Below are 13,447 nucleotides of genomic sequence, written 5' to 3' on the forward strand. Positions count from 1 at the left end.
GATTAGTCGATAAATACTTAATCGTCCTCGGCTGGTAGAGATAAATCTCTTTACGGCTAACGCCACCTGCTGTCTTCGGCAACAACTTTGTGCATTATATCATTATGTATATTGGATTGTCAACAATTAGTTTGAAACCTTTGCAACATTAAGCTTAACGCCAGGTCCCATTGTTGGAGCAAGTGAAATGCTCTTAATGTACTGACCCTTTAAGCTTGATGGCTTAGCCTTGTTGATTGCATCCATAAGAGTCTGGAAGTTGTCCGCTAACTGCTCCTCTGAGAAAGAAGCCTTTCCGATAGGTACATGGATAATGTTTGTCTTATCAAGTCTATACTCAATCTTACCTGCCTTGATTTCCTCAACAGCCTTAGCAACATCCATAGTAACTGTACCAGCCTTTGGGTTTGGCATGAGTCCTCTAGGTCCAAGTACACGACCGAGACGACCAACAACACCCATCATGTCTGGTGTAGCAACTACTGCATCAAACTCATTCCATCCTTCGTTCTGGATCTTTGGAATAAGCTCCTCGCCGCCAACGAAATCAGCACCAGCAGCCTGAGCCTCGTCAAGCTTTGTACCCTTAGCGAATACTAAAACTCTAACTGACTTACCAGTTCCGTGTGGAAGTACAACTGCACCACGGATCTGCTGCTCTGCGTGACGTCCGTCACAACCAGTTCTGATATGAGCCTCAATTGTCTCATCAAATTTTGCAGTAGCATTCTTCTTAACCTGAGCGATTGCTTCTGCTGGATCGTATGCAACTGACTTGTCGTATGTAGCTACAGCTGCAACGTATTTCTTTCCTCTTTTCATGTTTACCTCCTGTGGTTAATCGAGCTCTAAGCTCTCCCACTCAATAATTAATAGTAAGAACGTTGTTTTCGCTAAGCTGTGATTACTCTACAACCTCAACGCCCATTGATCTACATGTTCCCTCGATCATGCTCATAGCTGCCTCAAGTGAAGCTGCGTTAAGATCAGGCATCTTTGTCTCTGCGATCTCCTGAACCTGAGCCTTTGTGATCTTTGCAACCTTTGTCTTATTAGGTGTGCCAGATGCCTTCTGGATCTTGCAAGCCTTCTTAATAAGAACTGCTGCTGGTGGAGTCTTTGTGATGAAGCTGAAGCTTCTATCTGCATAAACAGTGATGATTGTAGGAACGATTGTATCTCCCATATCTGCTGTCTTTGCGTTAAACTGCTTTGTAAACTCCACGATATTTACACCGTGCTGACCAAGTGCTGGACCTACAGGTGGGGCTGGTGTAGCCTTGCCTGCTGGAATCTGCAACTTGATATAGCCTTCGATTTTCTTTGCCATTATCCTATTCCTCCTGCAAAAAAATTAATCCATTTTTCGTACGTCCGTGAAATCAATCTCAACTGGAGTCTCACGTCCGAACATTTCAACGCTGATTGTAACTGTCTGCTTCTTAGCATTGATAGACTTAACAACGCCGACAGTATCTTTCCAGGTACCGTCGATAACGCTAAGAGTATCACCAACCTCGAAGTCAACCTCAACGTTGACCTTTTCAGTGTTATCACCTAGTAAGTAAGCCTTAACTTCTGCCTCTGACAATGGCACTGGCTTGCTTCCTGGTCCTACGAAGCCTGTAACACCTCTGGTATTTCTGACAACGTACCAGGTCTCGTCATTCATAATCATCTCAATAAGAACGTAACCAGGGTACATCTTCTTTGAAACTTGCTTTTTAACGCCATCCTTAGTCTCTGTTACCTCAACCATAGGTACGCGTACATCAAGAATCTGCTCCTCGAGATGTTGTGTCTCGATAGCCTTTTCAATGTTTGTCTTGACTTTGTTCTCATAGCCTGAGTAAGTATGAACTACATACCACTTTGCCTCTGCCATATCCGATGCCTCCATTATAAATTAACTAGGATATTTACACCTTTGTTGATCACTGCATCTAATACGATGATGATCACTGCTACAACTACTGACACAGCAACAACTGCTGTTGTCTGCTTTGACACGTCTGTTGGGTCTGCCCAGACAATCTTGTTAAATTCTGCCTTGAGACCTGCAAAACGTCCTGACTTAGTTTTCTTCTCTTCTGCCATAATAGCACCCCCGTTAGACTATTTAGTCTCCTTGTGCATTGTGTGTTTCTTGCAAAATCTGCAGTACTTCTTTGTTTCCATTCTGTCAGGGTGTGTCTTCTTGTCTTTTGTCATGTTGTAATTACGCTGCTGGCATTCTGTACATGCCAATGTTATCTTTGTGCGCACAACTTCCACCTCCGTTATAATTCTACTTTGGTCTTACTTACGCTCACTCATCATAGCGAACAATTTGATGAGGCGAAAAAAGAGCATAAAAAAAAGACCTGCTTTTCTTAGTCGCTAGCAAAATATATCACAGCTAGTCAACTCTGTCAAGTCTTTCGAAAATATTAAGGGGACTAAATTTTAGCCCCCTTTAAATAATAAACTTTTAGTTATATCAATTCAACGGGATTAACCCTTTACACCACCAAGAGTTACGCCACCTACGATATGCTTAGAAAGAATAAGGTAAACAATGATTACAGGGAAAATAGAGAATGCAATCATCATGTATACCTGTCCCATATCAAACTTAAGCCAGTCAGCTGAACGTAGCTGTGCAATCAATATAGGAAGCGTCTTCTTTGTATCATCATGAAGTACAAGTGCTGGAGTGAAGTAATTATTCCAGCTGTTTACGAAGCTGAAGATTGCCTGAACAGCAATAGCTGGCTTCATAAGAGGTACTACAATCTGATTAAAAGTTCTAAACTCTCCAGAGCCATCGATTCTTGCTGCCTCAACAAGTGAAAGAGGAAGTGTTGAATCCATGTACTGCTTCATATAGAAGAAAACAGCTGGAGATGCAATTGCTGGAACGATAAGTGCTGCAGCATTGTTATCAAGTCCCATCTTACCAATTAACTGTAAGAAACCAAGTACAGTAACCTGTGTTGGAATCATCATAATCATAAGAATGAATGTGAACATGAACTTCTTACCTTTAAAATCATAGGCGTGAATTGCATAAGCAGTCATTGCAGAGAAGTAGGTTGCAAGACCTGCTGTTAAGAATGCAATTACAAGCGAGTTAATCAAACCATTAAGAATAGGAAGTGTTCCATTTTTAAGGTTTGTCCAGTTCTCAACAAAATGAGTACTTGGAACTGCTGAAAATCCTAAGCTAAGCTCAGAATTGCTTCTTGTGGCATTGATAAACAATACATAAAACCAAAACAGGCACAAGAATGAAATTAAAATCAATACTACATATGATACTACTCTTCTAGCATGTACAGAGGCACCAGTGTCCTGCTTGCCTGCTATAGTAGTGTTAGCTGCCATATCCATAATATTTTACCTCGTTTCTATTTAAATAACTATAGAATTACTTCACCTTATCAGAATTTGTAAACTTGAATACGATCAAGCTTAAGATACCAGTTATTACAAACAGGAATACTGAAAGTGCACCAGCTAAACCGTAGTTCTTGCTGAACAGGTGCTTGTTCAAATACATAATAAGTGTCATTGATGAACGCATTGGATCTCCAGTTCCGTTTGTTAAGATCTGTGGAACGTCGAACATCTGCAAACCACCAATAAGTGATGTAATCATAACGAAGATTAGAATAGGTCTAAGTAGTGGCAATGTAATTTTATAGAAAATCTGAGTAGATGTAGCTCCATCTACCTGTGCAGCCTCAAAGAGTGATGGGTCAATGCCCAACATTCCGGCCATCAGAAGAATTGTCGTATTTCCAAACCACATAAGGCAGTTCATTGTAGCAACAAGAGTACGAACTGTCCAAACATGACTCATAAACTGATATGCTTCCTTAAAAACTCCAATCTGCATAAGCATAGAGTTGATAGGGCCGCTATCTGAGAATAATGTAAAGAATAACATGGCAAAAGCCGAAGCCATAATCAAGTTTGGTAAGTAAATTACTGTCTTGAAGAATGTCTGGCATTTTAATCTAAGTGATGGATCTGTAAACCAAGCTCCTAAAAGAAGCGATAATAGAATCTGTGGAATGAATCCCATTAACCACATAACCATTGTGTTATAGAAATATGTAGGCAAATCACCATTTGTGATAATTGTGCCATAATTCTGAAGCCCTACGAAGTTAGGGCCAATCTGAGTAAGACCTGAACGGTAATTCTCAAAAAATGAATTGTAAATAGTTGTTGCAAGTGGCACCAACTGGAAAATTAAAAAGATTACAGTAAATGGAATTAAGAATATGTAGCCCCATTTGTTGTAGCTTACTACTTTGCTCTTCTTGTTCATAAGTGCTCCCTTTTGAATATCTTTAATATAGGGCGCACAGGACTAACCCATGCGCCCCCATTATTTTATTTCCCGCTAAGTGTAATTGTAAAATTACTCTGCTGTAAGCTCTGGATACTTCTCAACTACAGCCTTCTTGAACATATCAAGTGCCTCTTCCTTTGTAGCATTGCCCTGGAAGTAGTTCTTGATTGCCTTCTGAAGCTCTTCGTTACATCCCTGATCGTATGCAGAAATATTTGAAAGGTCTACCTTCTCAGCACCTTCTGCAAGCTGCTTGTATGGGTTCTGTCCACCAAGAAGATCAAGGTTACCTGAGTCATCAGCTGCAAGCTCTGCAAGTACTGTCTTGCTGTTTACACAGTCAGCATCCTGCTGAGCGATATCCTTAAGGATACCCTTGTCTGTTGTCATCTTAAGGATGATATCCTTTACAAGGTTAGCATTGTCTGTACCTGTTGCAGCGCAGATCCATGTACCACCCCAGTAGTAAGACTGTGGTCCTACACAGTATCCCCAGCCACCCTGGCCAGCGATTGAAGCAGGATCATCTGCGTTAAGGCAGAAGTTGAAGAACCAAGCTGGTCCGAAGTAGCAGAATACCTTTCCTTCAGGATTCTTACCCTTTGCCCAGTCATCGCCCCAAAGGTCATCTGTATCCTCAGCCTTTGCGTCTACGAGTTCCTTTGAATCATCAATCCACTTATCAATGTTCTTGTCGATAACAACCTTGTTATCCTGTACCCACTTACCTGATACATTGTTTGAATATACACGGAATGTATCATAAGCAGAACACATTGTATAACCAGCCTCAGCAACCTTTGCTGCTGTCTCGTTGTACTTGCCCCAATCAGCTACTGCTGCCTGTACTTCGTCTGGATCATCTGTTCCAAGAACTTCCTTAGCTGCTTCTCTGTTGTAGATAAGACCAGCTGAGCAAGCCTGCCATGAAGAACCCTTTAACTTTCCATTGCTATCTGTAACGATGCTCTGTGTGTACTTATACTGATCTGCAAGGTCAGCATCTGTGATACCAAGATCTGATAATGCCATAGCATAATCTGTATCAACATACTTAAGAGCGTAATCAGCTTCTACTAAGAATAAGTCAACCTTATCATCAGCTGCTGCTGACTCCTGTGCAAGAAGTGCCTCATCAAGGTTGTTCTGGTATGCGTTGTCTGTAGAAGGAGTAATTGTCCAAACTACCTCAACATCACCAATCTTACCATGAGTAGCGTCAACTTCCTCATATCCTGGATAGTGTGACTTAAGTCTTGACTGGAACTCATCATTCCAGCACTGGATGTTAAGTACCTTACCTGTGTCTGCAGGTAACTCTGCTGCTACTTCAGCATCCGCTGTCTCTGTAGCTGCGCTGTCTGCTGGAGCTTCTGTAGTAGCTGAATCAGAGCCGCCACAGCCAGCAAACATTGTCGCTGTCATTGTTGCTAATACAAGCAAACTAACAATTCTTTTTTTCATTTTGTGTTCCTCCCAAATTTTTTACGTGTTTGTCACGTTTTTTTTAAGTTACTGCATTTATTCAAGTTGATGGCTCAACTAAATGCCTAATTGAGTTTCTTGAGAGTGTCACCCTCAAGTAACCAGCCCTTGACTGTGATTTGCTGAATCAATGTTGTCTTAGGCTTTTCAATTAATGCAACCAGACTCTTTGCTGCCAGAGTGCCAAGTTCCTCGGTGTTCTGTCTGTAAGTTGTAAGACGTGGTCTAATGTGTCTTGCGACCTTAATTCCATCGAATCCTACCACCGAAATGTCATCAGGAATCTTAAGACCCCTTTCTGCTATAGCTCTCATGCCGCCGTATGTAGCATAATCGTCTGGGTAAAAGATACAGGTCGGTCTTGTGCGAAGCTTTAAAAGCTCCAAGGTCCTTTCGTATGCACCATGAGTATCTCTATAAGGAGATTCTTTGATGTATTCCTCAGGAACTTCAATCCCGTATTCTTCTAACTTCCTATTAAAAGTAACCAATCTCAAATTGGTGGTAGCGGATTCAGCACCATGTATGTATGCTATTCTGTTATGTCCGTTTTGTACTGCAAAATCAACCAGATCGGACATTCCGCCAACGTTGTCAGAAAGAATTGTTGTTGTTTCATTATAGATATGATCAATTGTTACCACCGGAATGTTGCTCTTTACCAGCTCAACTACCTCTGGGTCATCAAAATGAACATTTGCTATAATAACACCATCAAATCTTCTGTACCTTGCATGCTCAAGGTAGGTTGCCCTGCCCGGCCTGCTTCTATCATTCGATATAAATGTTATATCGTACCCTTCTCGTTCTACTTCCCTCTTAAAACTCTCCAGAACTCCTGCAAAGAAATCGTGTGTCAACCCGCTGTTCGCATCATCCATAAATAAAACTCCTATATTATGGGTGCGATTTGTTTTCATAGATTTCGCTGCCGCATTTGGAACGTATCCCATATCTTTAGCAGCCTTTCGAATTCTGGTCTTTGTTTCTGCACCTATATCACTATGGTCATTCAAAGCCTTACTAACAGTAGCTATTGATACACCACATTCCGATGCAATATCTTTCAATGAAACCATTGCTCTCTCCCAGCTCTATATTTTGATTTCTCCCTTAATCGTTTTCGCTAACTTAAATATAGCTCGATTTAAGTAGATACACAAGTCTTTTTCGAAAATTTGGATTTTCGTTAGATTTTTCTATTACAGTTTAGTGCATTTTGCACAAAAATTCAATAGAGTAATTGCTTTTTACCTTGTTTATGTTATTCTTTTTGTGGAGTACCTTGGTTTATTTACTTAAACGTTTACGGGTCTATTATTTCGAAAACGGCTAATGCATAGGCTCTCAGTAACTTAATCGTTTTCTTAAATTTAATGCAGGCCATACTTCGAAATACCATAAATATGATTACTTTAAAAAGGGAGGAAAACATGAAATACGGATTTTTCGATGATGCTAATAAGGAATATGTCATCACAACTCCAAAGACTCCTTTGCCATGGATTAACTATCTGGGCTGCAAGGATTTCTTTACATTATTATCAAATACTTGCGGAGGTTATACCTTCTATAAAGATGCAAAGCTTCTTCGCATGACTAGATATCGTTACAACGATACTACACCAGATACGAATGGTAAGTATTTCTATATTAAAGATGGCGATACAATCTGGAATCCAGGTTGGCAGCCAACAAAGACTGAACTTGACTCTTATGAGTGCCGCCATGGTATTGGCTACAGCAAGTTCACAGGTGTAAAAAATGATATCGAAGCAGCACTTGTTACTTTTGTTCCTTTCGATGATCCTGTAGAGCTTACTAAGGTTACTCTTACAAATAAAGGAAACTCAAAGAAAGATATTACTCTTTTCTCATATGTAGAGTGGTGCCTCTGGAACGCCGATGATGATATGAAGAACTATCAGCGTAACCTTTCAATCGGTGAGGTTGAGGTAATCGATTCTACAATCTATCACAAGACTGAGTACAGAGAGCGTCGTAATCACTATGCTGTTTACTCTGTAAACGCTAAGATTGATGGTTTCGAGACAAGTCGTGATGAGTTCAGAGGAGCTTACAACGGTCCTGATAAGCCAGCAGCTGTTATCGAAGGAAAGCTTCATAACACAATCGCTTCTGGTTGGTATCCAATCGCTTCACACCAGCTCAACGTTAGCTTAAATCCAGGCGAGTCAAAGACATTTGTATTTGCACTTGGTTATGTAGAGAACGCTGAAGATGACAAGTGGGAGAAGCCAGGCGTTATCAATAAGAAGAAAGCAACTGCTCTTCTTTCTAAGTACCAGACAACAGAAGATTTTGATAAGGCTTTCGCAGCACTTAATGCTTACTGGAATGACCTTCTCAGCAAATTCCATATCGAGTCTAAGGACGAGCATGTAAACCGTATGGTTAACATCTGGAACCAGTATCAGTGTATGGTTACATTTAACATGTCACGTTCTGCTTCTTACTATGAGACAGGTATCGGACGTGGAATGGGATTCAGAGATTCTTGTCAGGATCTTCTCGGATTCGTTCACCTTATTCCAGACCGTGCAAGAGAACGTATTATTGATATCGCATCTACACAGTTCCAGGATGGTTCAGCTTACCACCAGTATCAGCCACTTACAAAGAAGGGTAACTCTGATATCGGTTCAGGCTTCAATGATGATCCACTTTGGCTCATCGCTGGTACATCAGCTTACATCCGTGAAACAGGTGATACTTCAATCCTTAAGGAGATGGTTCCATATGACAACGATATGTCAGTTGCAACTACACTTATGGAGCACTTACAGCGTTCATTTGATTACATCGTAAATCACAAGGGTCCACATGACCTTCCACTTATCGGTCGTGCTGACTGGAACGACTGTTTGAACCTTAACTGCTTCTCTGAGCATCCAGGCGAAAGCTTCCAGTGCTTCGGACCTTCTGAAGGACCAGTTGCTGAGTCAGTATTCATCGCTGGTATGTTTGTTAAGTATGGTCGTGAGTACGCAGCACTTGCTAAGCTCATGGGTGATACAGCTGAGGAAGCAAGAGTTCTTGCAGAGGTTGATAAGATGATTGCAGCTATCGAGAAGGATGGCTGGGACGGCGAGTGGTTCGTACGTGCTTATGATGCTTACAGCCACAAGGTTGGTTCTAAGGAATGTGACGAGGGACAGATTTACATCGAGCCACAGGGTATGTGCGTAATGGCTGGTGTTGGTGTTGAAGATGGCAACGCTAAGAAGGCCCTTGATTCAGTTAAAGAGAAGCTTGATACAAAATATGGTGTTATGATTCTTCAGCCTGCTTACACAAGATATCATCTCGAGCTTGGTGAAATCACATCATATCCACCAGGATACAAGGAGAATGCTGGTATCTTCTGCCACAACAATCCTTGGATTTCTATCGCTGAGACTTGCATTGGTCGCGGCGACAGAGCATTTGAAGTTTACAAGAAGACTTGTCCTTCATACATCGAGGACATTTCTGAGATTCATAGAACTGAGCCATATGTTTACTCACAGATGGTTGCTGGTGCTGACGCAAAGTTCCATGGTGAAGCTAAGAACAGCTGGCTTACAGGTACAGCAGCTTGGACATTTACAAATATCTCTCAGTACATCTTAGGTATTTATCCAACACTTGAGGGACTTTCAGTAAATCCTTGTACTCCAGCTGAATTTGGTGATTTCAATGTAACTCGTGTTTACCGCGGTGTTACATACAACATCGAAATCAAGAACCCTAACAAGGTACAGAAGGGTGTAGCAAGCTTACTTGTTGATGGTAAGGAAATCGAAGGAAACATCATTCCATTCGATGGTAGCAAGAAGACAGTAAATGTCGTTGCTACAATGAAATAGTTTCTTTTCATTTTCTTCATATATATTAATTTATTCTCCTTCGAAAAAGAGCCGACGTTGACCGTTCGGCTCTTTTGCTGTTTAATGATGAGTATGAATCGAACATTAACATACACAATCTCAACTGAATATGATGGATTTCAAATAGATAAATTCCTTAAAGCCAACGGCTATTCATCTGCCAACATCACCGCTATTAAAAAAATGCCAAACAACGTGGTTATTGATAGCGAATGGGTACATATGAATCGTAAGCTTCACACAGGAGAGATTCTGATTGTAAATATCACTGAGGAAGATTCTTCTGAGAAGATTCCTCCTGTAGAAATGCCTTTAGATATTGTTTATGAAGATGAAGATATCATAGTAATTAACAAGCCAGCAGGGCTTTCAATTCATCCAAGCCTAAATCACTACGAGGATTCTTTAGCAAATGGACTTGCATATTACTATGAGCAGCAGGGCAAACCATTTATATTCAGATGTGCTAATAGATTAGATAAGAACACTTCTGGGCTAACGGTTATTTCCAAGCATCTTGTTAGTGCCAACATTCTTTCCACAATGGTAAAGAACAGAGAGTTTCACAGGGAATACTATGCCATCGTTCGTGGCACACTAGATGAGCAGGAAGGCACCATAGATGCTCCTATTGGACGTGTTAGCGACTCAATCATCACAAGACAGGTGGATTTCGAAAATGGTGAAAGAGCTGTCACCCACTACAAAGTTATGGACGAAAAAAATGGGCACAGCCTCATCTCAATTCATCTTGAGACAGGCCGCACCCATCAGATTCGTGTTCACTTTAAATATCTTGGTCATCCATTGATTGGTGACCACTTGTACAATCCAGATTTTGAGTATATGGAGAGGCAGGCACTGCACTCTCATAAGATTGCTTTTATTCATCCGATAACAAAAAAGGTAATGGAGTTTGTTGCTCCATTACCTGATGATATGTCTGCAATATTTAATTCATCTGAGACTTAAGGTCCTCGTACTCTCTGTTGATTTCAGCAACTGTAGCTGTATCACCTGCATCTCCATCTGGATGATAAATCTTAATAAGATCCTTGTAACGCTTTTTAAGTGCTTTCTGGGTGGATACGCCAGAGAAGAACATTTCGCCATGGACTATGTTGTCAGATGTAGTGACAGCATACTCCTCCTGTGCGTTAGCCTGAACGTGGTCATAAAACTTTTTCTTGCGCTCAAACTGTTGTTTATCATCAGCAAGCTGTTGAGTCTCTCTAATGAGCATTTCCCATTTCATCTCAAACTGCTTTTCCTGCTGCTCGAGGGTATGTATCCTAGCCTCGACTTCCCTCTTTTCTTTTAATAAATCGTTCCATGCTTTTTCTAACTCTTTATGTCGCTTCTCAAGTTCCTGCATGTCGATCTTGTCCTGACATGTGAGATTCTTCGCCATAATTTTTCTCCCGCTTTAATTACCAAAGTTTTTGGTTTTCCTAATTATACTATGGTAACTTCGGCGTTGTAAATTAGTACATTGGTCAAGTATTTTTAAATTCTTTTGTACACTATGCCCGAATTTGGTCCAAGTGTAACATGGAGATTTCCTCCCTCAACAGTTATATCGGTCGGCATGATGGAATACCCAACCTCATTACTCAAAATCAATCTCTCAAGTTGACAATTAAGTGGCACACCAGCTATCCAAACAGGCACATCTACGTCGATATCATGGCCATTGGAATTAATTAAAACAACAATTTGTTCATTGCTGGTAAATCTTCCGTAGCTAATAAATCCCTGCCCACAATTCAAAAATCTAAAGGATCCTTCCTTAATAGCGTGGCTCTGCTTATGAATCATAATTATATCTCGGGTATAATCTATCAAATCATAATTTGCATTACCCCATGGATAAGTACGACGACTATCCGGGTCAGTAAATCCACATACACCTGCCTCATCGCCATAATAAAGTGTAGGTGCTCCAGGCCATGTGAACTGAATCATCTCTGCAAGCTTCATCACAGGAATGCTTACACCATCTTCAGCAGCCTTCGTGCCCTTTGTAGCAATTCTTCCCACAGTATGATTAGTACGTGTTAGGAAGCGTGAATGATCGTGATTTGAAAGCTGATTCATTGCACAGTACAGGGATGGTGTTTTAAGTCTCGCCATAAAATGAAGCATAGTATTCTTGAAACGGTCACCGTCACCCAAGGCACTAGGCTGGAACTCATCAGAATGCTTCTCCATACCTGTAAGGAAATAGGTAAGCGGTTCCATAAAAGCATCGTAATTCATTATGGTATCCCACTGGTCACCTGCAAGCCAGGCAGAAGGATTTCCATAATGCTCAGCCAAAATTATAGCATTTGGATTAGCACTCTTTACAGCATCCCTGAAATCACGCCAGAATTTGTGATTAAACTCCTCAGAATGTCCCAAATCAGCAGCAACATCAAGGCGCCAGCCATCACAGTTATATGGCTCGCTAACCCACTTCTTACCAATATTTAAAATATACTCGTAGAGCTTTGGCGAATCCTCGTAATTGAGCTTAGGAAGCGTATCATGGCTCCACCAACCGTCATAGCTCTTATTATCTGGCCAACTGTCCTCATAGAACTTAAAGAAGCTGTTATAAGGACTATCCTTACTTTCATAAGCACCTGGCGCATAGCCCTCCGCCTTAGAATAAATCTTCTCTCGATTCAGCCACTTGTTGAAGGAACCACAGTGGTTAAATACACCATCTATGATTACACGGATACCTTTCTGGTGCGCCTCATTAACAAAGTCAGCAAAAAACTGATTGCTGGCCTCCAGATTCTCCTTATTGGTAACACGGAGCTTATACTTTGTAGCATGGGTATTGTCATAATCCCCTGGGTCAAGGCATTCTCCGCCATCCTTTTTAATTACAGTAAAATGAGGATCAATATAATCGTAATCCGAAGTATCGTATTTATGATTAGAAGGAGATACAAACAGTGGATTGAAATAGATTACCTCCACGCCAAGACTCTTCAGGTAATGCAGCTTCTGACGGACTCCCTCTAAATCTCCACCGTAGAATCTACCTATATCAAGATTTGCTGGCATAGAATTCCAGTCCTTTACTCCCTCAACTGGCGCACCAACATAATGATATTCGTTTGTTACCACATCATTGTCAGGATTTCCATTGCAGAATCTATCCACCAGGATTTGGTACATAACCGCACCTTTAGACCAGGCTGGTGTGGAAAAGCCTGGCATAATAGAAAACTCATAGTGCTCCCTGTAATCTCTCCACAGACCTACACGGTCATAGTAATAATGATCAAGGCCCACTACGAGCTCAAAATAATATCTAAATTCCTTTTCGCCCAGTTGTACTGTGCAAGAATAAAAATCAAATTCACCACGAGTTCTGTCCAGGTGCATGCGCTGACTGAGATTGTCAGTTTTAGACATCAAAAAAACATCTACATCTTCCTGATGATAAACTCTAATACTAATAGTCACCAGAGAATTCTCATCTGGTTCCATAGGGTATCTATATTCAGCTGTTCCATCTGAGTATATTGCGTGGATATTCATGTGAATCCCCCTAGCTGACTAAGAATATTTTTAGATAGTAAAAAAGACAGCAACGATCGCTGTCTTTTTAGGAGAAGGTATTTTTACTATGGGGTTAGTAAAAATTATATAATGTATTGGGGGGTTTTTACGATGTTTATTATATGGCGGTGCAACACTCAAGTGTGCACAAACATACCAAAACCCCTCA

At 40.9% G+C, this 13,447-nt stretch carries 13 protein-coding genes and 1 other annotated feature (1 of these 14 cut by a window edge); of the genes, 2 read left to right on the forward strand and 11 right to left on the reverse strand.

Features of this window, described 5'->3' with window-relative positions; genetic code table 11:
- Positions 1 to 97 (reverse strand) — a sequence feature (ribosomal protein L10 leader region) (it extends 44 nt beyond the left edge of the window).
- 29 nt (positions 98 to 126) lie between these two features.
- The 9 genes from rplA to BMZ41_RS12455 all read right to left on the reverse strand — a co-directional run bounded on the left by rplA (position 127) and on the right by BMZ41_RS12455 (position 6,906).
- On the reverse strand, positions 127 to 822 hold the full coding sequence (gene rplA, locus BMZ41_RS12415; RefSeq protein WP_072913461.1) for a 50S ribosomal protein L1: 696 nt from the start codon (positions 820 to 822) through the stop codon (positions 127 to 129).
- Between the two features lie 82 nt (positions 823 to 904).
- Positions 905 to 1,330 carry a 50S ribosomal protein L11 gene (gene rplK, locus BMZ41_RS12420; protein WP_028247600.1) on the reverse strand — a complete coding sequence of 142 codons (426 nt, stop codon included), beginning with the start codon at positions 1,328 to 1,330 and terminating at the stop codon, positions 905 to 907.
- Between the two features lie 24 nt (positions 1,331 to 1,354).
- Positions 1,355 to 1,885, reverse strand: a complete 531-nt coding sequence (gene nusG, locus BMZ41_RS12425; RefSeq protein ID WP_090167942.1) for a transcription termination/antitermination protein NusG — start codon at positions 1,883 to 1,885, stop codon at positions 1,355 to 1,357.
- Positions 1,886 to 1,899: 14 nt separating this feature from the next.
- Positions 1,900 to 2,097, reverse strand: coding sequence for a preprotein translocase subunit SecE (gene secE / locus BMZ41_RS12430; protein WP_028247598.1), 198 nt, complete (start codon positions 2,095 to 2,097; stop codon positions 1,900 to 1,902).
- A gap of 18 nt (positions 2,098 to 2,115) precedes the next feature.
- A complete protein-coding gene (gene rpmG / locus BMZ41_RS12435) occupies positions 2,116 to 2,265 on the reverse strand; it encodes a 50S ribosomal protein L33 (RefSeq protein ID WP_028234592.1) in 150 nt (49 codons plus the stop codon).
- A gap of 228 nt (positions 2,266 to 2,493) precedes the next feature.
- Positions 2,494 to 3,366 carry a carbohydrate ABC transporter permease gene (locus tag BMZ41_RS12440; protein WP_090530122.1) on the reverse strand — a complete coding sequence of 291 codons (873 nt, stop codon included), beginning with the start codon at positions 3,364 to 3,366 and terminating at the stop codon, positions 2,494 to 2,496.
- Positions 3,367 to 3,409: 43 nt separating this feature from the next.
- Positions 3,410 to 4,318 carry a carbohydrate ABC transporter permease gene (locus BMZ41_RS12445; RefSeq protein WP_090167943.1) on the reverse strand — a complete coding sequence of 303 codons (909 nt, stop codon included), beginning with the start codon at positions 4,316 to 4,318 and terminating at the stop codon, positions 3,410 to 3,412.
- Positions 4,319 to 4,411: 93 nt separating this feature from the next.
- Complete coding sequence (locus BMZ41_RS12450) at positions 4,412 to 5,806, reverse strand: ABC transporter substrate-binding protein (protein WP_090167944.1); 1,395 nt, start codon at positions 5,804 to 5,806, stop codon at positions 4,412 to 4,414.
- Positions 5,807 to 5,892: 86 nt separating this feature from the next.
- Positions 5,893 to 6,906 (reverse strand): LacI family DNA-binding transcriptional regulator, encoded by a 1,014-nt coding sequence (locus BMZ41_RS12455; protein WP_090167945.1) that lies wholly within the window; start codon positions 6,904 to 6,906, stop codon positions 5,893 to 5,895.
- Positions 6,907 to 7,260: 354 nt separating this feature from the next.
- Here BMZ41_RS12455 and BMZ41_RS12460 point away from each other — a divergent pair, with 354 nt between their 5' ends.
- Entirely contained in the window at positions 7,261 to 9,696 is a 2,436-nt protein-coding gene (locus BMZ41_RS12460) for a glycoside hydrolase family 94 protein (RefSeq protein WP_090167946.1), read from the forward strand.
- A 93-nt stretch (positions 9,697 to 9,789) separates the two neighbouring features.
- Entirely contained in the window at positions 9,790 to 10,689 is a 900-nt protein-coding gene (locus tag BMZ41_RS12465) for an RluA family pseudouridine synthase (protein ID WP_090530125.1), read from the forward strand.
- Here BMZ41_RS12465 and BMZ41_RS12470 read toward each other — a convergent pair.
- A complete protein-coding gene (locus BMZ41_RS12470; protein WP_090530100.1) occupies positions 10,670 to 11,128 on the reverse strand; it encodes a J domain-containing protein in 459 nt (152 codons plus the stop codon). The two genes, BMZ41_RS12465 and BMZ41_RS12470, sit on opposite strands and share 20 nt — an antisense overlap.
- Positions 11,129 to 11,223: 95 nt before the next feature.
- Positions 11,224 to 13,257: a glycoside hydrolase family 13 protein gene (locus BMZ41_RS12475; RefSeq protein WP_090530103.1), complete on the reverse strand. Its 2,034-nt coding sequence runs from the start codon at positions 13,255 to 13,257 to the stop codon at positions 11,224 to 11,226.
- Positions 13,258 to 13,447 lie beyond the last annotated feature (190 nt).

This window comes from Pseudobutyrivibrio sp. UC1225 (assembly GCF_900115215.1).
Classification (GTDB): Bacteria; Bacillota; Clostridia; order Lachnospirales; family Lachnospiraceae; genus Pseudobutyrivibrio.

Coding starts and splice junctions, on each gene's coding strand:
- BMZ41_RS12455 (WP_090167945.1), bottom strand. CDS start 6,906: ATGGTTTCATTGAAAGATATTGCATCGGAATGTGGTGTATCAATAGCT.
- BMZ41_RS12475 (WP_090530103.1), bottom strand. CDS start 13,257: ATGAATATCCACGCAATATACTCAGATGGAACAGCTGAATATAGATAC.
- rplA (WP_072913461.1), bottom strand. CDS start 822: ATGAAAAGAGGAAAGAAATACGTTGCAGCTGTAGCTACATACGACAAG.
- BMZ41_RS12460 (WP_090167946.1), top strand. CDS start 7,261: ATGAAATACGGATTTTTCGATGATGCTAATAAGGAATATGTCATCACA.
- BMZ41_RS12465 (WP_090530125.1), top strand. CDS start 9,790: ATGAATCGAACATTAACATACACAATCTCAACTGAATATGATGGATTT.
- nusG (WP_090167942.1), bottom strand. CDS start 1,885: ATGGCAGAGGCAAAGTGGTATGTAGTTCATACTTACTCAGGCTATGAG.
- rplK (WP_028247600.1), bottom strand. CDS start 1,330: ATGGCAAAGAAAATCGAAGGCTATATCAAGTTGCAGATTCCAGCAGGC.
- BMZ41_RS12450 (WP_090167944.1), bottom strand. CDS start 5,806: ATGAAAAAAAGAATTGTTAGTTTGCTTGTATTAGCAACAATGACAGCG.
- BMZ41_RS12440 (WP_090530122.1), bottom strand. CDS start 3,366: ATGGCAGCTAACACTACTATAGCAGGCAAGCAGGACACTGGTGCCTCT.
- BMZ41_RS12470 (WP_090530100.1), bottom strand. CDS start 11,128: ATGGCGAAGAATCTCACATGTCAGGACAAGATCGACATGCAGGAACTT.
- secE (WP_028247598.1), bottom strand. CDS start 2,097: ATGGCAGAAGAGAAGAAAACTAAGTCAGGACGTTTTGCAGGTCTCAAG.
- BMZ41_RS12445 (WP_090167943.1), bottom strand. CDS start 4,318: ATGAACAAGAAGAGCAAAGTAGTAAGCTACAACAAATGGGGCTACATA.